The sequence below is a fragment of the Aureimonas altamirensis genome (assembly GCF_023702225.1).
Lineage (GTDB): Bacteria > Pseudomonadota > Alphaproteobacteria > Rhizobiales > Rhizobiaceae > Aureimonas > Aureimonas altamirensis_B.
Genome location: NZ_JAMQCO010000011.1, coordinates 23,509 through 41,798, shown reverse-complemented (window position 1 = coordinate 41,798; position 18,290 = coordinate 23,509). Strand labels below are relative to the sequence as shown.

General features: G+C 58.9%; 18 protein-coding genes and 2 pseudogenes. 8 read left to right on the top strand and 12 right to left on the bottom strand.

Going from position 1 to position 18,290, the window contains the following annotated elements; all coding sequences use genetic code 11:
- Positions 1–36: 36 nt before the first annotated feature.
- The 7 genes from NDN16_RS17345 to NDN16_RS17315 are packed head-to-tail and all read right to left on the bottom strand — an operon-like array spanning position 37 to position 6,863.
- A complete protein-coding gene (locus NDN16_RS17345; protein ID WP_251114718.1) occupies positions 37–1,467 on the bottom strand; it encodes an MFS transporter in 1,431 nt (476 codons plus the stop codon).
- A gap of 3 nt (positions 1,468–1,470) precedes the next feature.
- Positions 1,471–2,508: an aliphatic sulfonate ABC transporter substrate-binding protein gene (locus NDN16_RS17340; RefSeq protein WP_251114717.1), complete on the bottom strand. Its 1,038-nt coding sequence runs from the start codon at positions 2,506–2,508 to the stop codon at positions 1,471–1,473.
- A gap of 38 nt (positions 2,509–2,546) precedes the next feature.
- Positions 2,547–3,404, bottom strand: a complete 858-nt coding sequence (locus NDN16_RS17335; protein ID WP_251114716.1) for an ABC transporter permease — start codon at positions 3,402–3,404, stop codon at positions 2,547–2,549.
- 10 nt (positions 3,405–3,414) lie between these two features.
- Positions 3,415–4,251: an ABC transporter ATP-binding protein gene (locus tag NDN16_RS17330; RefSeq protein ID WP_251114715.1), complete on the bottom strand. Its 837-nt coding sequence runs from the start codon at positions 4,249–4,251 to the stop codon at positions 3,415–3,417.
- 19 nt (positions 4,252–4,270) lie between these two features.
- Complete coding sequence (locus NDN16_RS17325) at positions 4,271–4,600, bottom strand: 4Fe-4S dicluster domain-containing protein (protein ID WP_251114714.1); 330 nt, start codon at positions 4,598–4,600, stop codon at positions 4,271–4,273.
- Positions 4,597–6,231 (bottom strand): FAD-dependent oxidoreductase, encoded by a 1,635-nt coding sequence (locus NDN16_RS17320; RefSeq protein WP_251114713.1) that lies wholly within the window; start codon positions 6,229–6,231, stop codon positions 4,597–4,599. The genes NDN16_RS17325 and NDN16_RS17320 overlap by 4 nt, the downstream gene beginning before the upstream one ends.
- Positions 6,232–6,275: 44 nt before the next feature.
- The gene (locus NDN16_RS17315; RefSeq protein WP_251114712.1) at positions 6,276–6,863 is read right to left on the bottom strand and encodes a thioredoxin family protein; all 588 of its coding nucleotides are present in this window, start codon (positions 6,861–6,863) and stop codon (positions 6,276–6,278) included.
- A gap of 12 nt (positions 6,864–6,875) precedes the next feature.
- Between NDN16_RS17315 and NDN16_RS17310 the strand changes: the two genes are divergently transcribed.
- Entirely contained in the window at positions 6,876–7,118 is a 243-nt protein-coding gene (locus tag NDN16_RS17310; RefSeq protein WP_251114711.1) for a hypothetical protein, read from the top strand.
- 62 nt (positions 7,119–7,180) lie between these two features.
- The gene (locus NDN16_RS17305) at positions 7,181–7,648 is read left to right on the top strand and encodes a GreA/GreB family elongation factor (protein ID WP_251114710.1); all 468 of its coding nucleotides are present in this window, start codon (positions 7,181–7,183) and stop codon (positions 7,646–7,648) included.
- A 158-nt stretch (positions 7,649–7,806) separates the two neighbouring features.
- Here the strand turns inward: NDN16_RS17305 and NDN16_RS17300 are convergent, their stop codons facing one another.
- Complete coding sequence (locus tag NDN16_RS17300; RefSeq protein WP_251114709.1) at positions 7,807–8,736, bottom strand: DMT family transporter; 930 nt, start codon at positions 8,734–8,736, stop codon at positions 7,807–7,809.
- A gap of 85 nt (positions 8,737–8,821) precedes the next feature.
- On the opposite strand from NDN16_RS17300, the gene NDN16_RS17295 reads away from it, so the two are divergent.
- Positions 8,822–9,703, top strand: coding sequence for a LysR substrate-binding domain-containing protein (locus NDN16_RS17295; protein WP_251114708.1), 882 nt, complete (start codon positions 8,822–8,824; stop codon positions 9,701–9,703).
- On the opposite strand, the pseudogene NDN16_RS21140 reads toward NDN16_RS17295, so the two are convergent.
- A pseudogene (locus NDN16_RS21140) lies at positions 9,603–9,878 on the bottom strand (DUF6538 domain-containing protein); the annotation flags it as partial. The gene NDN16_RS17295 and the pseudogene NDN16_RS21140 overlap by 101 nt on opposite strands.
- A gap of 58 nt (positions 9,879–9,936) precedes the next feature.
- Positions 9,937–10,065: pseudogene (locus NDN16_RS21135) on the bottom strand (DUF6538 domain-containing protein); the annotation flags it as partial.
- 717 nt (positions 10,066–10,782) lie between these two features.
- Between NDN16_RS21135 and NDN16_RS17290 the strand changes: the two are divergent.
- The 5 genes from NDN16_RS17290 to NDN16_RS17270 all read left to right on the top strand — a co-directional run bounded on the left by NDN16_RS17290 (position 10,783) and on the right by NDN16_RS17270 (position 16,760).
- Positions 10,783–11,961, top strand: a complete 1,179-nt coding sequence (locus NDN16_RS17290) for a DUF262 domain-containing protein (protein WP_251114707.1) — start codon at positions 10,783–10,785, stop codon at positions 11,959–11,961.
- Positions 11,958–13,112, top strand: coding sequence for a DUF3696 domain-containing protein (locus NDN16_RS17285; protein WP_251114706.1), 1,155 nt, complete (start codon positions 11,958–11,960; stop codon positions 13,110–13,112). The genes NDN16_RS17290 and NDN16_RS17285 overlap by 4 nt, the downstream gene beginning before the upstream one ends.
- Positions 13,109–14,107: a hypothetical protein gene (locus NDN16_RS17280; protein WP_251114705.1), complete on the top strand. Its 999-nt coding sequence runs from the start codon at positions 13,109–13,111 to the stop codon at positions 14,105–14,107. The genes NDN16_RS17285 and NDN16_RS17280 overlap by 4 nt, the downstream gene beginning before the upstream one ends.
- A 340-nt stretch (positions 14,108–14,447) precedes the next feature.
- Complete coding sequence (locus NDN16_RS17275; protein ID WP_251114704.1) at positions 14,448–14,990, top strand: recombinase family protein; 543 nt, start codon at positions 14,448–14,450, stop codon at positions 14,988–14,990.
- Between the two features lie 81 nt (positions 14,991–15,071).
- A complete protein-coding gene (locus tag NDN16_RS17270; protein WP_251114703.1) occupies positions 15,072–16,760 on the top strand; it encodes a hypothetical protein in 1,689 nt (562 codons plus the stop codon).
- A 474-nt stretch (positions 16,761–17,234) separates the two neighbouring features.
- On the opposite strand, the gene NDN16_RS17265 is transcribed toward NDN16_RS17270, so the two are convergent.
- Positions 17,235–17,660, bottom strand: coding sequence for a superinfection immunity protein (locus NDN16_RS17265; RefSeq protein WP_251114702.1), 426 nt, complete (start codon positions 17,658–17,660; stop codon positions 17,235–17,237).
- 3 nt (positions 17,661–17,663) lie between these two features.
- Positions 17,664–18,212, bottom strand: a complete 549-nt coding sequence (locus NDN16_RS17260; protein WP_353050229.1) for a DUF805 domain-containing protein — start codon at positions 18,210–18,212, stop codon at positions 17,664–17,666.
- Positions 18,213–18,290 lie beyond the last annotated feature (78 nt).

Below are 18,290 nucleotides of genomic sequence, written 5' to 3'. Positions count from 1 at the left end.
TCGCATATTCAATGCGTTCGGCGAACTGCATGATTGTCAGGCTCGCCAGCCGGATACCTCGTGGCCGGCATCGGCCGGCAGGCGCAGGAAGGCTAGCGAAGATGCGATGCCGATGGCTCCCATCACCATGAGGGCAAGGGCGAACGCGGCCGCTTCTGGATTTGGTCCGACAAGGTCGAACGCGTGGATCAGCCGTATGACGGCAATCGATCCTGCGATGGACAGAAGTTGGGAGATCTGCTGAGACATGGCCGATATGGTGGCCGCGTCACCCCGCTGGCGAGCCTCAATGTCGGCGAAGGCAATGGTATTCAGCGCGGTGAACTGCATCGACCGCGTTAATCCGGCTACAAACAGAACCGTCCACAGGAGCGGATTGCCGGCGTCCGGGCCGATCAACCCAAGACAGGCCACGAGGGCCGAAGCGAGGACGCCGTTGAAGACCAGCAGCGTCCGAAAACCCAGAAGCCGAAGGAAGACGGTCGTGGCTACCTTCATCGCAAGGTTGCCGAGGAAATAGACGAGGATCAGCGAGCCGGTGGCGACCGGGTCGAGACCCAATCCGACTTGCAGTAGAAGCGGCAGCAGGAAGGGCGTCGCGTTGATCGCGCTTCGTGTCAGGATGCCGCTGGACAAGGCCGAGAGAGCGAATGTCCGGACCCGCAACACCTCAAGGTTCAGCAACGGCGCCAGACTACGGTTCATGTGGCGTATCGCCAGCATGCCGGTTGCCGTCGCGACGGCGACAAGCGACAGCGCCAGCCCGGCGCGCCCCTCATGCGAGAAGAGTTCCAGGCCGGTAACAAGAGCGGCGAGGGCCCCGGCGGACAGCACAAAGCCGGCCCAATCGAACCGACGGGCCGTGCGTGCTTCATCCGCAGGGATGAAAAGACGGATCAGTACGGCGCCAGCAACGCCGATGGGTAGGTTGATCAGAAAGTTCCACCGCCAGCCGAAATGGGTGGTGATGAACCCGCCGAGAAGTGGGCCCATGACGGGGGCGATCAGCGCCGGCCAGGTGATGATCGCGATGGTGCGGACAAGCTCGTGCTTCTGCGCGCCGCGCAGGACGAGCTGTCGCCCGACCGGTGCCATAAGGGCCGCCGCTGCGCCCTGCACAAGGCGGGCCAGCGTGAAGGAGGCGAGCGAGCCCGCCGCCGCGCAGGCCAGCGACGCGGCGGTGAAGAGGATCGTCGCCCAAAGGAAGACCCGTCGGGCGCCGAAGCGCTCCGCCAGCCATCCGGATGGCGCAATGAAGATCGCCATCGCCAGAAGATAGGCCGTGAAACCGACATTGAGCGAGATCGCGTTGGTCCGGAAATCGGTCGCCATGGCGGGCAGCGAGGTTGCGATGATCGTTCCGTCGATCATCTGCATGAAGAAGGCGATGGCGACGATGCCGGCGACGAGGCGCGGACGCCCCGCCCGCTCCCCCGGGCCGGTATCGTTGGTCGGTGCGCTCCGCAAGACTTAGTTGCCGGCAGTGCGCTCGGCCGTCGCCGCTTCGAAGAAGGATCGGTCGATCCAGCGATCGTAGTCGATCGACCCCTGCAGCAGGCCGGCCTTCGCCATGAAGGCTTCCTCGCCCTTGAGGGCTTCCACGGCCGCCGGCGTGATCTCGGGGTTCTGGTGGAAACGACCATCCGCGTATGTCGCCCTAACGGCGGCTTCGCTGTTGCCGGTCTCCTGGACGAAGATCGAGATGGCTTCTTCCGGATTGGCTTCGACCCACTCGGCCGCAGCAATGTCGACCTTGAGGATCCGCTCGACAATGTCAGGATAGCGCTGGGCGAAATCGCCGTTGACGCTGATGGCGTGCGGCACTGCCCATTCGGGCCGGCCGTCCTTGGCCGCATCGAAGACGATGCGTGCCTGACCCGCCTCCACAAGACGCTGGGCGGGACCTTGCCCCTCCACGATCGCGTCGATATCACCTCGGGCGAGGGCGGGCCCGGAGTTTTCGATGCTGATATTCAGGCTTTCGACATCGTCGATCGACAATCCTTGTGCTTCCAGCGCTTTGGCGAATGTCGAGTGGCGAACCGTCCCCGCAAGATAACCGACACGCTTGCCTTCAAGGTCGGCAAGCGTCTGGATGTCGGAGTCGGCGCGGGTGAGCACAAGGGTCTCGTTAGACGGCAGCCAGCTTGAAAGCCCGACAAGCTTGACGTCGGCGCCGCTCGCCGCCAACCGCAGCGAAGGGTTGTTGCCGATATAAGTGACGTCGATGGCGCCGGACCCTAGTGCCACAGACGCCGCGGAGCCGCCGTCGAACGTCGTCAGTTCGATCGGAATTCCATCCGCCTCGAATTCCTTCTCGAGAAGCTTCTGGTGGCGGAACAGGATGAACTTGAAATGCCCCGGCGCCGTGGAGCCGATGCGTATGGCATCCGGCTTGTCATCGGCCGCGGACGCTGCCCCGGCCAGGGGAAGGGCGCCGACGGCGACTGCGGCGGCAAGAGTGGCGGAGAACAGGCGCCGCGTGAGAAGAGGTTTGGTCGTGCGCATGGGTAACGGCCTTCCGTTTGGATTGAATTGAGAGCGAGTCAGTCGGTTTCGTCACCGTGCGGCTGCCAGCGCGTGGCGCGACGCTCGAAGGCGACGAGAGCATAATTGAGCAGAAGCCCGGCGATCGTCAGCGTCAGAATGCCGGCATACATGCGGTCTGTCTGGAGCATCAGAGACGAGTTCTGGATGAGAAAGCCGATGCCCGATTGCGCTGCCAGCATCTCAGCCGCGATCACCGAGAAAAGCGAGGATTTTACGCCCAGTCGCGCGCCGGCCACGATCGACGGGATCGCCGACGGCAGGATCACCTTGCGGAACAGGTCCCAGTCCGACGTGCCCATCGAGCGTGCGGCCTTCAGGAGCAGCGGGTCGGTCGACTTGACGCCGACGATGGTATTGACCAGCAGGAAGAACACGGCGGCATAGAAGGTGATGGCGATCTTGGACGCCTCGCCGATGCCCAGCACCAGGATGAAGACGGGAAGCAGGGCGAACTGCGACGTGTTGCGCAATGTCTGCACCAGAAAGTCGCTCATGCGCTCGAATAGCGTGTAACGGCCCATCAGGAGCCCAAGCGGGATGGCCACCGCGACGGCGAGCAGGAAGCCGATGGCAGCACGTTGCAGGCTGATTCCCAGATGCCGCACGATGAGGCCACTGGCGATCATGTCGCCGAGGCTGGCCAGGACCCGGCTGAGCGGCGGGAAGAACAACGCGTTGATCCAACCCAGCCGGGGCGCCATCTCCCAGAGGAGGGCGAATGCGAGCATCGCTGGGAGCCCGTAGCCGATCGTGCTTGCGGTAGCCCGCAAGGCCGAGTTGGCCACGCTGAACCGAAGTCGCCTATTCGTCGGAAATGGCGTTTCGCCGCCCTTGGCGGATGATGCATAGGTCATGACCGGGTCCTCAATGTTCGAAGCCGGAGGCGAGGGACCAGTCGGCCTGGGCCTTGCGGACTTCATCCCGAAGGGCATTCCAGACATGGCCGCGATAGTCGTTGAAAGCCGCGCCGTTTCGACATTCGATGTCGCGCGGGCGCGGCAGGTCTATCTTGACGATCTCCTTCACCCGGGCCGGACGTGCCGTCATGACCACGACGCGATCGGCAAGGAAGATGGCCTCGTCGATCGAGTGAGTGACGAAGACGACGGTCGTACGGATCGTCTCCCATATGCGCAAAAGCTCCATCTGCAGGATATCGCGCGTCTGTGCGTCCAGCGCGGCGAAGGGTTCGTCCATCAGCAGGACTTGAGGATCGCTGGACAACGAGCGCGCGATGGCCACGCGCTGCTGCATGCCACCCGACAGCTGCGAGGGATAGCGATCCTCGAAGCCTCGCAGACCGAAGAGGTTGAGGAAGTGGAGAGCCCGCTCCCTCCGTTCCGCCTTTCCAACGCCCCGAACCTCGAGCTGGTACTCGACGTTCTCGATGGCCGTCCGCCAAGGAAACAGGGCATATTGTTGGAAGACGTAGGCCGTATCGGCGTGAGGTCGCGTCACAGAGCGCCCGTCGATCTGCGCGCTGCCGGACGTCGCATCCGTCAATCCGGCGATGACGTCGAGCAGGACCGACTTGCCGCTGCCCGAAGGGCCGACGAGGGTAATGAACTCCCCTTGGCGGATTGAAAGATCGACACCAGCCAGAACCTCGACCCGATCGCTCCTACGGCCATCCAGTGTCACGCTCTGGCCCGGCCTGAGGCGAAACGTCTTGCAGACGTCGCTCACGGTTATTCGGTCCATGGGCTTCTCCTCTCGAACTTCATGACTGCGCCATCCGGAGGCGATGTGTAGGATCGTCCGCGATGCCGCCGGAGCGGCCACGCCGCCATCCGAGAGCGCGGGCATAACTGCCGAAGAGATCGGCCGCCTCGGCTTCCGCCTCGCTGATGCCGGTCGGCCCGTGGGCCAGCTCGGCCACGTAGAGCGCGTCGGTGGGACAATAGATTTCGCAGAGGAAACAGGTCTGGCAGTCATCCTGCCTTGCGATGAAGGGAAGTCCGGATTCATCCCGTTCGAAGACGAAGGCAGGGCAGACCCGTTCGCAGATATCGCAGCGGATGCAGCGTGCCTCGGAGACGATCTCGATCATGATGCGAGCCCGCTACCGATCGCCTCGGGCGCCGCTTCCAGCTCCACCGAGACGGATTGCACGCCGGATACGATGATGCGGCGCGCCATGCCGGGCATTTCGCCGGGGAAGTCCGCGCGGCGATGAACGCCCCGGCTTTCCGTGCGCGAAGCGGCGGCTGCCAGCGTGGCGCGGCCTGCAGCTGTCACCGCTACCAGTTCCCGGGCACGCAGCCGCTCGCGACCGGTCGCCTCCAGGTGGTCATGGAGGTCCTGCCAGACCGCGTCTACGGTATTCCGGCTTTCCCGCAAGGTCGCGGCATCGCGAATGTAGCTTTTGCCAAGCGGCGCAATCTCGGCATGTACCAGCGACGCGGCCGCCGCGATATCGACGGGACGGGCGCTGCTTGCGCCGCGGAGCCCCGTCCGCCCGAGGGGTGTCAGCCGCCCGGAGTCGATGCCCGGCCGCCGGGCCGCGAAGCAGGCCGCGCCGTGGCCCGCCCACCAGCCGCTCGCCATTGCCCAGGAGGCGTTGATGGCACCGCCGCCGGAGATCGCACCGGTCACGTTTTCGCGGCTTGCAGCATCGCCGGCGACGAACAGGCCGGCGACGCCGGCAGCGCACTCGGCGGAGGCGATCCGGATTCCGCCCGTACCGCGGATGGTCCCTTCGTATTTCAACTCAATACGGAAGCGATCCTCGAACGGGTCCAGCCGCATCCGGTCATAGGGGACAAAGCAATTGGGTTGCCCCCGGCGGAGTGCATCGCGCAGGGGAGCGTTTGCCAGATCGAGCCGGGCGAAAACCGGTCCTTCCATCAGGGCCGCGGCTATGGCCTGTTCGGCTCCGCCTATTCCATTCGTCAAATGTGCGCCGTCCGGGCCGACAAGAGGGGTGCCGCCTTCTCGGTAGAAGCTCGCCCAACGGAAGGGCAACCCCTTGTTGACGGAGGATCCGTAGGGGGCGAGCGTGTACTTCCCGCTGAATTCCATTCCGGACAAGGCGCCCCCTGCCTCGAGCGCAAAAAGATGCCCGTCGCCGGTCAGGCCCGTTCCGCCAAGGATGCGCTCGAAGAAGGCGCATCCGCCGGTGGCGAGCACCACGGCCCTGGCCTCGATCCGGAAATCGTGCCCATTGGCGCGCGCCATGCCGGCGGCACCCGATATGGATGCGCCGTCGCCGATAAGTTCAAGGATCGGGTGATGGTCGAGGATACGCACGGCCGCCTTCGACACGCGCTCGCGCATGAAGCGCATGTAATCGGGACCGCGCAGGTTGGCGACGTACAGGTTTCCACCATCGTCGCTGGGGAACGGGTATCCCCATTCGACCAACCGGGACAGGTTCTCGTAGCAGGTATCGACGCAGCGCATCATCCAGCGGCGATCGGCAAGCCCGGCCGTCTTCTTCCAGCGGGCATCCACCGCTGTTGCGCGGGCTTCGCCCGGGGGCACGCACCAGGTGCCGGTATTGGACGGGGCCGTCGCGCCGCTCGTGCCAAAATAGCCCTTGTCGGCAAGCACGACACGGGCACCCGCCTCGACTGCGGACAAAGCCGCCCAGGCCGCTGCCGGCCCTCCGCCGACAACCAGGACGTCACAGCCGAGCACGGTGCCATTGGGTAGCGATCTGTCCTTACGGGCCGTTGCCATCGGCGTTCCTGACTGAAGATGTGTTGCAAAGGTTGGCGCCGCGATCAGGAGGCCTTGCGCTGGTCCGGCAGGATCTCGGCAGGAAGCCACTTGATATTGCACCCGATGGACGGAAGCTGCGCCGCAACGGGCGAGCGACCCGCCAGGATGGCGTCGCTTGCCCTCCTCAGATCCGCTCCCGTCACCGGCTTGCCGTTGCCTGGACGCGCGTCGTCGAACTGGCCGTGGTAGGCGAGGCGGCGCGCGCCATCATAAAGGAAGAGGTCTGGCGTGCAGGCTGCCAGGAATGCCCGCGCGACGTCCTGCGTCGCGTCCTTCACATAGGGGAAGGCATAGCCTTGTTCGCTCGCCTCGCGTGCCAGCGCCGCCGACGCTTCTTCCGGGTAAAGGGTCGCATCGTTGGAATTGATCGCCAGAACCGCGACACCCTTCTCCGCGTAATCGCGGGCATAGGCCGCGAGCTCTTCGCGGATCAGTACGACGAAGGGGCACCGATTGGAAATGAAGGCCACCAGAAGCGCCGAGGCCCCGGCAAAGTCGGCCGGGGTTATGCGTCCGCCATCGTGCGTCGGCAGGACGAAGTCCGGAAGGCTGGATCCCAGTTGGATCGGATTGGAAGGTGTCTGCGGCATCGAAATGACCTCATGTTCGTCACCGCATTAAAGTCTATAAAATTAATAGATTTTGGAGGTAGTTTATTTTCTTGTTGTGGACGTCGAGAGTTTTTCGTTCCGCGAGGTGTTCCCGCCGACCTTGAGCGGGATTGGCGGTTTCAGGCGGCGGACGCCCTGTCGCTCTCGTTGCAGGCTCGAACCGTCGCCGCCGACCTGCGCAGCGAAATCGTCGATGATAGAGAAGCTGGCCTTTTCCACTTCCGGGTCACGTGAACTCAACCTATATGGAGATTACGGAGGCGTACCAAAACCGGCGGGACGGAGAGGAGCAGGCGATGAGCGTTGCGTTCGTCAAAGAGCCCAACGAAGATCAGGTCGAAGGCCTGCCGGAACGTGACCTCGGCACTGACCCGAACTTCGTGACAGTACGTGGCCTTGCGTTGCTGGACGAAGCGATCGAAGTAGGTCAGACCCGATTGGAAGAGGCTCAGTTCGCAGGCAACAAGATCGCCGTCGCCATGATCCGGCGGGACCTGCGCTACTGGCGCGCTCGTCGCTCGACGGCCGAAGTGGTGATACCGCGAGAAGACAGCCATTTCGTTCAGTTCGGCCACGCCGTTACGATTCGGCGCCCCAACGGACAAATTGCCGTCTTTCGGGTCGTCGGAATTGACGAAGCCGATCCCGGCGAGGGACGAATCTCCTACCTGTCTCCAATGGCGCGTCAACTCGTCGGAAGGGAAGAGGGGGAAACAATTCGCGCCGGTGCGGGTTACGCAGAGATAATTTCAATCCTCTGCTGAAGTTGCTCCGTATGCCTTCTTATGCGGTTCGTGTGAGACCACTGTAGTGACGGCGAGAGCTTTTTTGGCGGGGAGCTTGAGCAACCGACCCCAAATGGGACGTTTGGGCGTCGCGTGGCGAATGTTCGCTTCGGGTCTCTGGCTCCATCGAAGATATCTTACTCCTTCGTCGTATTGCGACGGCTCATCAGCAAAGCACCGGCTGCGATTAAGACGATGCCGGCAGCCTCTCCCGGATTGAGTGTGTCCGCGAGGAGAAGTGCGGACCAAAGAGCTGCGAAGCCGAGATAGGAATTATCGAAGATCCCGACGAGCGGCGTGGGCGCCAAGCGATAGGCGAGCGCGACTGTCGTTGTAATGAAGGCGAGGAGAACCCCGAGGATCACAGCGAGGCTGAAATCCGGTGCTGACAGTTCAGGCCAGAGTGCAAGGACGAACCCTTCGCCGTCCCCCGGGCGGAAGAGCGACAAGGCGAGGATGCCAAGTCCGGCGACCGCCACGAGACAGAGGTTCAGATTGAACGCCATTGCTCCTGCCGTCTCGTTCCGGCACCACCTCCAGGTGATCGTACCCGCAAGTGCGTAAAACATCGCGGCGGCGAGCGGAAGGAGCACAGCGAAGGTCGACTGTTCTACGGCCGGGTTCACCGCGAGGAGAACGCCAAGGCTCGACAACCCGATAGCGGCCCATCCATTCGTGCCGATCGCGACTCCGAGCCAGAAGCGCGCCATCAGAGCCATCCAGATCGGAGCGGTGTAGTAACAGGCGGCGGCAAGCGCGAAAGACATGGATGGAAGAGCGGCATAGTAGGTTGCCCACATGGCCGTCAGGCAGAGACTTCGCGCTGACACCCATCCCAAGCGTTTCGCGCGAAGGGCGCGCAGCCCGGAGACGATCCAGAATCCGGCGCCAATGAGTCCTCCGGCGACGAGCGAACGCAGAAGGATGAGCTGTGCTAGTCCGAACCGATCGCCCGCGAGCTTCACCAATGCGTCCGAAAGCGAGAGGAGGAACACCGCGAGAACGATCGCGGCTATTCCTCTTAATCGCGGGGATACCGAATAGACGATTGTCGTGACCCATGCCATGGACACATGGAAAGCTCGTCTGCGGACATATATAAAATGAAAAATGGCCCCCAATGCATGAGGTCGTGGAATGGATGTTCGATCTATGCCGCCACTTTCGCGCCTGCGCCCGTTTGAAGCGGCTATACGGCACGAAAGCTTCACTGCGGCGGCTCGCGAACTGGGTCTCACGCAAACGGCCGTGACGAAGCAGATTGCGGCGCTGGAAGCCGATCTGGGGATGACGCTCTTTGAGCGACGCAACCGCACCGTCTTCCCGACTGAGCAGGGGCAAGCCCTCGGCCGCGTCGTCGGTCACGCACTGGGCCAAATAGCGGACGAAGTCGCCCGCCTCCGCGGGGCGTCTCATTCCGGTGGCGTGGTCCTCCGCTGTCAGCTTTGCGAGGCGTTCTACTGGCTGATGCCGCGCCTTTCACTCTTCCATGAGAGACATCCGGATATCGAGCTACGTATTTCGAGCTCGCTTCGGCCGATCACGGAAGCTTCGGAGCCGTTCGATATCGCCCTCCAGACCACCGGACGCCCATCGGGGTCGGCCCGGCTGGCCTTCACCGCCAGCGATGCGATCTTTCCTGTTGCCTCGCCAGAACTTGTGTCAAGAGCGTCTCTTCCGATCGAGCGCTGCGACCTCGCGAACTATCCGCTCCTGTCCTATCGTGTCGTTCCGCAGGACTGGTTGGATTGGCCGGACTGGTTCGCCGCTTTCAACGAGGCCTTGCCTGCGAACTCAAGCATCGTAAGGTTCGACAGCTTTCCCCTCGTCTTGCAGGCGGCCATCTCTGGCATAGGGATCGCACTTGGCTGGGAGCGAACGGTCGAAAGCCTGATGCGGGAGGGTAAATTGGTCCGTCTAGGTGCAGAAGTCCTTATGCGTCCGACTGAGATTTCGATCTTTCACGGAATGCGGGGTGGAAAGCGCAACGAGACGCGAGCGGTTCTGGATTGGCTCCGCGACGAGCTCGGATGAGCGAGCTCCTCTGGAGGCGGCTTCTCCGCCGAAAGCTGCCGTTCAGCCAAATGCCAGGAGCCGGGCCGTACTTTACGCGCGCGAGCTTGGCGTCCTTGGTGCCGAGCGACACGAGTTCCTCTCGCTTGCCAACGGCGTTGCGAAGGCTCGCCGGGACAGCCCGTCGGAACCAGAAAACATCGGTCTTGGCNGTTCAGCCAAATGCCAGGAGCCGGGCCGTACTTTACGCGCGCGAGCTTGGCGTCCTTGGTGCCGAGCGACACGAGTTCCTCTCGCTTGCCAACGGCGTTGCGAAGGCTCGCCGGGACAGCCCGTCGGAACCAGAAAACATCGGTCTTGGCATGCGGCCATGGTTGAGCCATACGCAGGACCATTTGTATCACCCGTTTGTATCACTCGGGCTAATCGCAAGTCCGTGATGTGGCTGAACTCTTGGCTTCCCTGAACAATTAGGGGAATTGGTGCCCAGGAAAGGATCGGGCCCGGACGCGCTTATGCCAATTTGAAACAATGACTTATCAGATGCCAACCTATGGGCTTTGTATCACCGTGCTGTAGCAAACGGCAAGTAGACCAATGATCGTATTGACAGCAACTTGGTGCAGGAGAACGACTGCATAGGCTGCCTAGCGCATTTCGTTAGCGACGGCTTCCACTGAAACTAGCGGACCGGCAACTGCGGCGTGTTTTGCAGACGGTCAGCTTCAGGACGATAGAGCTGGTAAGGTGGCCATTCGTGGCATCCCCGTCGCGCCCCGGACGGGATCACCAGCATTGATTCGCACTATCCAGTAGTTGCCGCTCCAGGCCACTGATCATTCGATTCTGAGTAACAATGTCATTGGTAAAGGCGGACCTCACAAATGCGAACCCGGCAGAGATACGCAATGAATGATATTTTCCACTTGATTTGTCGGTGCTCTTCTTGAAGTGGCACGGCCAAGCGGACGTTGAACGGCGAGGGTGTCAGGATTTGGTGGCCGCAGCGGCTAAGGGCATTGTGATGTGCACGAATAGCGGCTTAGGGTAAGCGGGCGACAGAAGCGCAAGTGTTATCGTATTGAGATGGGATAGGATGAATGGGCGAGGAAATAGTTCGGAGCACGGTTCCGGACGAGGACGTTGATGGCTTTGACAATGCGGAGGACGTCGGCGGCCACGCGGAAACACTCAAGCCATGGGATCCAGGCAAGATCCGCATCACCACGAAATCGTTCACGCTCCGCGAGGTTATGGGGCAGATCGAAGACGACGACATCGACCTTTCCCCCGATTTCCAGCGTGAATACGTCTGGAAAGATCGGCAGCGGACGCGATTAATCGAGTCCATTCTGCTGGGAATTCCTTTGCCTGCATTCTATTTCAACCAGTCAGAATCTGGCAGGTATCAAGTAGTCGACGGAGTTCAGCGTCTATCGACAATAGCGCTCTTCATGCGGAATGGGCACAGGCTGTCCGCATCGGATCTTGAGTATCTGTACGATTTAGACGGCATGCTCTACGAGCAACTCGATACAGCAGCCATTCGTCGGTTCAGAAGCACACAGATTGTGGTGCATATTATTGAACCCCAAACTCCCGATGAAGTAAAGTACGACATTTTCAATCGCGTGAATACGCTCGGAAGTCCGCTTTCAGCGCAGGAAATTAGACACGCGATGAGCGCAATTCGCTCTCGGGAGTTTATTCGGCGCCTCGCTGAAAGCGATGCTTTCGATGCAGCTACCGAACATCATTATTGGAAGAAGTCCCCAGGAGGAGCGGTTGTTCGCGACAGCGGCCGAATGGCAAATCGCGAGCTCGTCTTGCGCTTCTGTGCATTTCGGGCCAGCTCTATCGAGGAGTATCGACAGTTCGCAAGCCTTGACGCCTTCTTAATGAATTTCACGAAGCGGATCGACGGGGCGGTTGAGACGGCTATTTCAGATCAAGCTCTTGAACACCTTGAGGATGCATTTCTGCGCGCGATGGTTGCCGCAAAACAGGTCCTCGGAATTGCTGCGTTCCGGCGCTGGCCATTGGGAGCTGACCGTCGCGGTCCTATCAATCGTGCGGTGTTTGAGGCACAGGCCAACGCGCTTGCCGATCATCCGCTTGACGCAATGCTTCAGCGTCGCGAGGAGATCATTGCTGCGTTCAGGTCCGCATTTGTCGAGCAAGAGTATCTACGAGCGGTGACTGTGAGTACAGGCGATCCAAATCGCGTTTCCTACCGCCTGCAACAAACCCGCAACATCCTCGCGGACGCGTTGAGATGATTATTAAGACAGAGATACGCGGCTTCAAACGCTTCGCACACGAACAGTTTGTGATGGCACCTCTGACAGTGTTGGCTGGATTGAACGGCTCTGGCAAAACCTCCTTATTGCAGTCAGTGTTGGTGGCAGCCGAAGCGTCCAGAACGAAATCTGCCGCTATAAGTCTCAACGGTCCGTTTGGCCTCGAACTTGGCACGGCCGAGGAGGTGCTCAATTGGCAGTCAAAGAGTCCGATCGAAATCGCGTTTAGGGGGACGACGACTGAGATTGCTACCTGGCGGTTCAGCGTTCCATCTGAGGAAGCTCTTTACCTCGATATCGCGGAACGGCCAGTAGAACTGCTGAAAGCCTTTTCCGGAACGCCCCGCGCGTTTACTTTTATCAGCGCTGAACGGCTGGGGCCACGAGGGTTCTCCGCTGCTTCTTCTCTACCAGAAGCCGAGCTTGAGGTCGGCGTCCAGGGCGAGTTCTGCGCACATGTTCTCAGTGTTCTAGGCGACCGCCTAATAGAGGCGGTCGACCGCAGTCATCCGCTATATAGCTCATCATCTCCGCGGCTACTGAAATATGAAGTCGAGCAGTGGTTAAGCGAGATCGCCCGCCCAATTGAGGTCACCGGTGAGCGCGCGCCGGGCGGCACAGTGGCCGAGCTTCGTTTCAGGACGCCGGGATCTGCTTGGGTGCGTTCTACGAATATGGGCTTCGGTATTACTTATGCTCTCCCAATAATATTGGCTGGACTGATCGCCGAGAAAGGCGGACTTCTCGTCGTCGAAAACCCTGAGGCACACCTACATCCGGCGGGCCAGTCTCGCATGGGCGTTTTCTTGGCGTGGCTAGCAGGCCATGGCGTGCAGGTCCTTATCGAGACACATTCTGATCATGTCATTAACGGTATCCGTCGAGCCGTCGCCGAGCACAGCTATCTCGACGCCGCTTCGGCGATACTCCATTGGTTCGGCGACGATGGCGATGTACAAGAAGGCCCGGTTTTCTCGACTCTGGCCATCGGCGACACCGGCAACCTTTCCGATTGGCCCAAGGGATTTTTCGATCAGTACCAGATCGACGTGGCAGCACTTGGGCGGATCAGGCGGTCAGACCGGAAGATGCAGATTCGTGAGCACGGGCCGGGAATGCAACAGTCATGAGCTTCGTCGTCAACGGAGCAGATTGGGACTTTCATGGATTGAGCCCCGCCGAGGTCGAGGAACTCATTGACCATGCGTTAGCGTTCGTCGAAACATCGCGTGAACGAGGAGAGGCAGTCTCTATTGGCGATGACTTCCAAACTCGTCGCATGCATGGCGAAGCAACGCTGTGGGACCTTTTCTCCGTGGATTCTCCCCTCCCGCTTCCCCGCGAGCTTTCTCAAGAATTGACTGCGTGGTTGATGCGGGCACCTCGTTATGCCGACTCCGAACTCTGGCCAGCAGGCTTCGAAGATGCGATGATCTCGATCGGAGGCGCGCCTTCGGTCATCAACGAAGACATCGCTTGGGTCCATTACTCGCTCCGCTCTGGAGTGCCGTCCGCGTCGCTGACTCTACGCGCCTCGGATGTGGTTGTTACGAGTACCGCCTCTGGCAATGTCGAGACACACTTCGTATCAAATGAACCGGGTCGTGCGCGTTTCTGGCGGGACATGATCGTACGCGACGGCGACTCGCTTGAAAGCCTTGCGCAGTTCTCATCACGCGCTTATCCAGACCTGCACTTTGTAGACGGGGTTCTCACTAGCGCCGATCATCACCTCGCCGGGGGCTATCTGGCATCGCGACAGCGCGTTCAGCGGGCTTTGGAAATTCTGAACGATTGGGGCTTCTGGGTTTTCATGTCACCACCACCAGCTCTAGCTCCTGGCGAAGCGCGGCCGCTCGATCCTGACGCAAGACCTAGTAATCATATCATTGAACTTCGCTTTGCGGGGTTAGGTATCACGGCTGCGCCCGAGAACCCGGACGTTCGAGGGCACAGGGAGAGTCGGCAGGCGCGCGAGACACTTTTATTGGGGCGGACACTCTACTGCGAATGGCACGTCAAGTTGCAGCCGCATCAGAACCGAATTCACTTTCACAAGCCAGTTGCGGAAAGTTGCAACAAAGTCGTAATAGGTATGATCCACGAGCATCTCCCTCTGCCTTGATACGAAACAGGCGCCTGTTGGGGGACGCCGAAGGGAAGCAAAGAAGCGTCGCAGAATCCATTCGGGAATTGTTGGCCCGTAATCTCCAAAGCCATTTCTCGAATTGCCTTGGGCGTTACCGCAAAGCGTCTGGCTCGTTGGCGGGGAACCGAACTAACAGCAAGTCTCGGGCGGCGAGGGAAGCCGTCCGCAGGGCAAAAATGGGTCGCAAGCTGCCATCGCGAAACTTCACTGTATACCCGGATGTGACCCGCACGGTGTGATGTCGCAATCGTAACGTCCGAGTTGACGGCGACTATTTGTGACTTGGTAGCCTCAGGCGTAAAGCTTGAGGTGACACATGGCACGCATAGGGTATGCACGCGTTAGCACGCTCGATCAGGATCTCGAACTTCAGGTGACGAAGCTCACCGCCGAGGGATGCTCGATCATCCGCTCTGAAAAGGCATCTGGCGCAAAGCGTGAAGGGCGCGCTGAGCTCGCGACGATCATCGACTTCCTACGGCCAGATGATGAACTGGTAGTGACCCGCCTTGATCGGCTTGGTCGCGACACGCGCGATGTGCTGAACGTCATCCACGAGTGCGAACAGCGAGGCGCGTTCGTCACCGTGCTTGACCCGCACGTTTCGACCCGAGGCGAGATGGGGCACTTGGTTTTGACCGTGTTGGGTATGGTCGCCCAGATGGAACGCCGTTTTATCAAGGAGCGGCAACGAGAAGGCATTGCGCGTGGTAAGTTAAAGGGTATCTATAAAGGTGGAAAGCGGCGGGTAAACCGAGCGAGGGTAATCGAACTTACGGCAAAAGCAGTACCGGTAACTCAGATCGCCAACGAGATGTCCTGCTCGCGAATGCAGATATATAGGATACTCTCTGAGTGAGTAGTTGATCGTACCGTTTGAATAATTGCAGTTGAAGCTACTGGAATTCATTTTGGTCGTTCAACATGGTCGACGTGGTGAGTGGATTTGATGCGAGCAGTATCAAGACTGATAAATATAACAAGGCTTACATTAAACGACATATTTAAAAATCTATACTTAAAAGTTATCGAATTACAAAAATCATCTCAGCTACTGGAGCTGATGCGGCGTTGGATATTGCAACCGATTTTTGAGTATTTATACACTCTAAGAAAACTATTTTCCCCTTCATTTCGGAATGATTTTCTGCGCGATCGCAACGGGCGTGGCCTTCCTGCGTGGGTGTTCTTCGCGACGACAACGTCCGTAGCCGTGCTATTGGGAAATTATATATCAGCCGTTGAATTAATCGAAATATATGTACCGCAGAGTTATCTCGAGCACGTCTTTAATTCAAGCATATTTGGTGTAGAACTAAAATTTGCTGGTGTGAGTTTAATGAACGCAATCGGCACATCTGTAACCGTTTGGATTGTGACGATCCTCTTCGGTTTAAAGATTAAATTCATCTATTGCGTTAGAGCTTTTCTATACTCATTCTCAATAGTTTATTTGATATCAGCATTTTCGATGTCGATCATGTCCCAAATTAGGCTGAGCGATACGTTTCAGGTGGAAAATTTTGTGATTGGCAGCGCGGGCGGACATGGGGTCAGTCTGACATCCAACTCGTGGGAGGCATTCGATGGAGAGCGACAGTATCTACCGACCCCGCCCCATCTCACCCACATACTGGCAAACTACGGGGGGTACTTCATACCTAATTCGTTCTCGCGGTTTGATATTTTTAATTTGATATTTTCGTTTAGTGATAACTCAAGGCAATCCATGTATGTGCTGCAGGTTTTGGATGCCCGGGTATTGCTTGGGGTTTACTTTTTAGGATTGCCCGTATTGGCAACCATTATGTCAGTGTTTATTGCCTCTGTATTGGGATTTTACACCGATGCGCTGATTTCTAGGTATGCGACGAACCATCTGAGCATTTCGTATTACTCATATCGTATGGAACCAAACGTGCGTTTTGGTCAAACCTACAGATATAACACGTCGTACTTTGATTATGTACCAATAAAGAGCGGTGACTTGGCGCTCGTCGATTTTGCGAATTGTAAAAACAACATTTTGCGGACATCCGAGAGGCCTATGCATTATGAGGACAGCAAGGTCAAAGTCTCCTTTGATCCGGTTTTTATAAAGTGCAACCTATTATCTAGGTCATTTTTTTCCTACCTGACGCCAGAATATGAAATTGTTCGTGTAGTGGCGGTTGGCGGCGACAACATGCGCGTAACAGAAACTGGGGAAATATGGCGCAATGGAAGGATGATTGCAGAACCCATTGGATATGAGCGTAAGATTTTTGGCCGCACTATTTATAATGCGGAGAGTTCATTTAAAGAGACGTTTCATGCGTTGATGGCGACAAAAAATGTAACTGAAGAGGATATAGTAAATTTGTTCGAGAATGAATACAGTTTGCTTATCGACGGTATCAGAATAGAATATAGAATTGAGGTCAATGAGGCAACGATCTATACGCCGGGGAATAAGACCTACGTATGGGATTGTTTTAATTGCAACCCGAGTACCATTTTATATAATGCAAGTGTTCCGCAGGGATATGTCATGGCCATGTTCGATAGCCTTGCGGCACCTCGAATTATGCTGATACGAGATGAAGATATAATCGGATTTCCGTTTGTCTTGGCACGGAAGAAGTCGTAGCCTATTAGGCGCGTTTTCGTCATACATGATGCATGAAATATTTATCTAATTGCGGATGAATTATAAAGCCTCTTTCATTGAGCCGAGTAGTGAGATAATCTTTGTGCCGCAAGAGACATAAGCTGGAGCGATCAATATTAGCGAACAAGCGAGTGGCCGTAGCGCATATAGTCGATTCCGAAGGTCGGTTGTAGTTGCCGCAGTGTAGCTCTCAAATACAGGCGGCGGACGAAGGGCGTTTCAATCATTCGGGCTCGATATCGGCGGCGCCGTCAGCGGCATGCAAGCGCACAGGACTGAGCGGGGTGGGGATTCTCGCGCTCCGCAATACACTCCGGGCCGCTGTGCCCGATTGCAAAACGTAAGGCTGGATCGCGATCGCGACCGAGGATCTAGGCAAGCGTAAGAAGGTCGGGCTCCAGCGAAACGCTGCATGGGAATTCGATGGCAGGCTGAAGATGCGTCGGCGACGCGTTAGAGCCGGGCTAGCAGCGCGGACTTCGCAGAGGCGAACTCCGTGTCGGTCAACCATCCGGTTTGATGAAGTTGCGCGAGCCGCTCCAGTTGACCGGCAATGGCTTCGACCGGCGCACCTTTCCTGTTCGGCGGTGCGGGGTGTGGCACTTTGGGTTCTGTCGCGCGGGCTGGGACATCGTTCGCGAAAAGGTTCAGGCCGGACTCCCCGCCGTTGGCGATTGGGCCTTGGCTCCGGTATATCGCATTAATCGACCAGATCAGGGCGATCAGCCATCCGACCAAGGTCGCCCCGGCGACGACGGTCAGAATGAGAATAAGCCATCGGTTCGGATGGCCGCGCACGAAGGCGATGAACACCGGCAGGAACCCGATGAAGATCACCAGCCCGATGATCATGAGAATGCCGAGTTCCTCGTCGGTCATGGCCTAGCTCTCGGTCAGCCGCGACAGGGCACGCGCCTTCAGCACTTCAAACTCGGCATCGGTGAGGCCGCCAGCGGCCCGTAGGTGGGCAAGGCGCTCGATTTCGGCAATCGGGTCGCCTTGGGCGGCTGGCGCGCGCTGGTGAGGCTGCTCGGGGGCGTGGGCGTGGGCATGCGGGTCGATGCGGTGATCGTGCGGGTCGATGCGCTGCCCGGTCGGCTCGGCAAAGGCTTCGGGCGCGGCCCCGTACCGGTTCGGGCCGGGTACGCCCGGCGTCAGCATGAACACCAGGAGCACGATGATGCCTATGCCGGTGAACAGGAGCAGGAACCATGCCCCGTTGCGGTCGATGTCATGCAGGCGTCGAACCGTAACGGCGATCCCGGGCAGGACGTGCACCAGCATGTAGATCGCGTAGAACACGGTGATGCTGTCCTCTGGTACACCGAGCACGAAGGTCTCGATGCAGATGATGATCAGGGCGCCCAGCATGTAGATGCCGGTGAACTTCCAGAACTCGGCCGCGACGCCCGGCCGGAGAAGGTGGTGTATTGGCTCATGGCCGAAAGGTATGCACTCATACTGGTCGGCCTTCCTTCAGGCCGCGATCGCGGGGGCGTCGGAATGAGG

Coding starts and splice junctions, on each gene's coding strand:
- NDN16_RS17335 (WP_251114716.1), bottom strand. CDS start 3,404: ATGACCTATGCATCATCCGCCAAGGGCGGCGAAACGCCATTTCCGACG.
- NDN16_RS17330 (WP_251114715.1), bottom strand. CDS start 4,251: ATGGACCGAATAACCGTGAGCGACGTCTGCAAGACGTTTCGCCTCAGG.
- NDN16_RS17320 (WP_251114713.1), bottom strand. CDS start 6,231: ATGGCAACGGCCCGTAAGGACAGATCGCTACCCAATGGCACCGTGCTC.
- NDN16_RS17280 (WP_251114705.1), top strand. CDS start 13,109: ATGAGCTTCGTCGTCAACGGAGCAGATTGGGACTTTCATGGATTGAGC.
- NDN16_RS17285 (WP_251114706.1), top strand. CDS start 11,958: ATGATTATTAAGACAGAGATACGCGGCTTCAAACGCTTCGCACACGAA.
- NDN16_RS17310 (WP_251114711.1), top strand. CDS start 6,876: ATGTTCGTCACCGCATTAAAGTCTATAAAATTAATAGATTTTGGAGGT.
- NDN16_RS17295 (WP_251114708.1), top strand. CDS start 8,822: ATGCCGCCACTTTCGCGCCTGCGCCCGTTTGAAGCGGCTATACGGCAC.
- NDN16_RS17315 (WP_251114712.1), bottom strand. CDS start 6,863: ATGCCGCAGACACCTTCCAATCCGATCCAACTGGGATCCAGCCTTCCG.
- NDN16_RS17300 (WP_251114709.1), bottom strand. CDS start 8,736: ATGGCATGGGTCACGACAATCGTCTATTCGGTATCCCCGCGATTAAGA.
- NDN16_RS17265 (WP_251114702.1), bottom strand. CDS start 17,660: ATGACCGACGAGGAACTCGGCATTCTCATGATCATCGGGCTGGTGATC.
- NDN16_RS17290 (WP_251114707.1), top strand. CDS start 10,783: ATGGGCGAGGAAATAGTTCGGAGCACGGTTCCGGACGAGGACGTTGAT.
- NDN16_RS17325 (WP_251114714.1), bottom strand. CDS start 4,600: ATGATCGAGATCGTCTCCGAGGCACGCTGCATCCGCTGCGATATCTGC.
- NDN16_RS17275 (WP_251114704.1), top strand. CDS start 14,448: ATGGCACGCATAGGGTATGCACGCGTTAGCACGCTCGATCAGGATCTC.
- NDN16_RS17340 (WP_251114717.1), bottom strand. CDS start 2,508: ATGCGCACGACCAAACCTCTTCTCACGCGGCGCCTGTTCTCCGCCACT.
- NDN16_RS17305 (WP_251114710.1), top strand. CDS start 7,181: ATGAGCGTTGCGTTCGTCAAAGAGCCCAACGAAGATCAGGTCGAAGGC.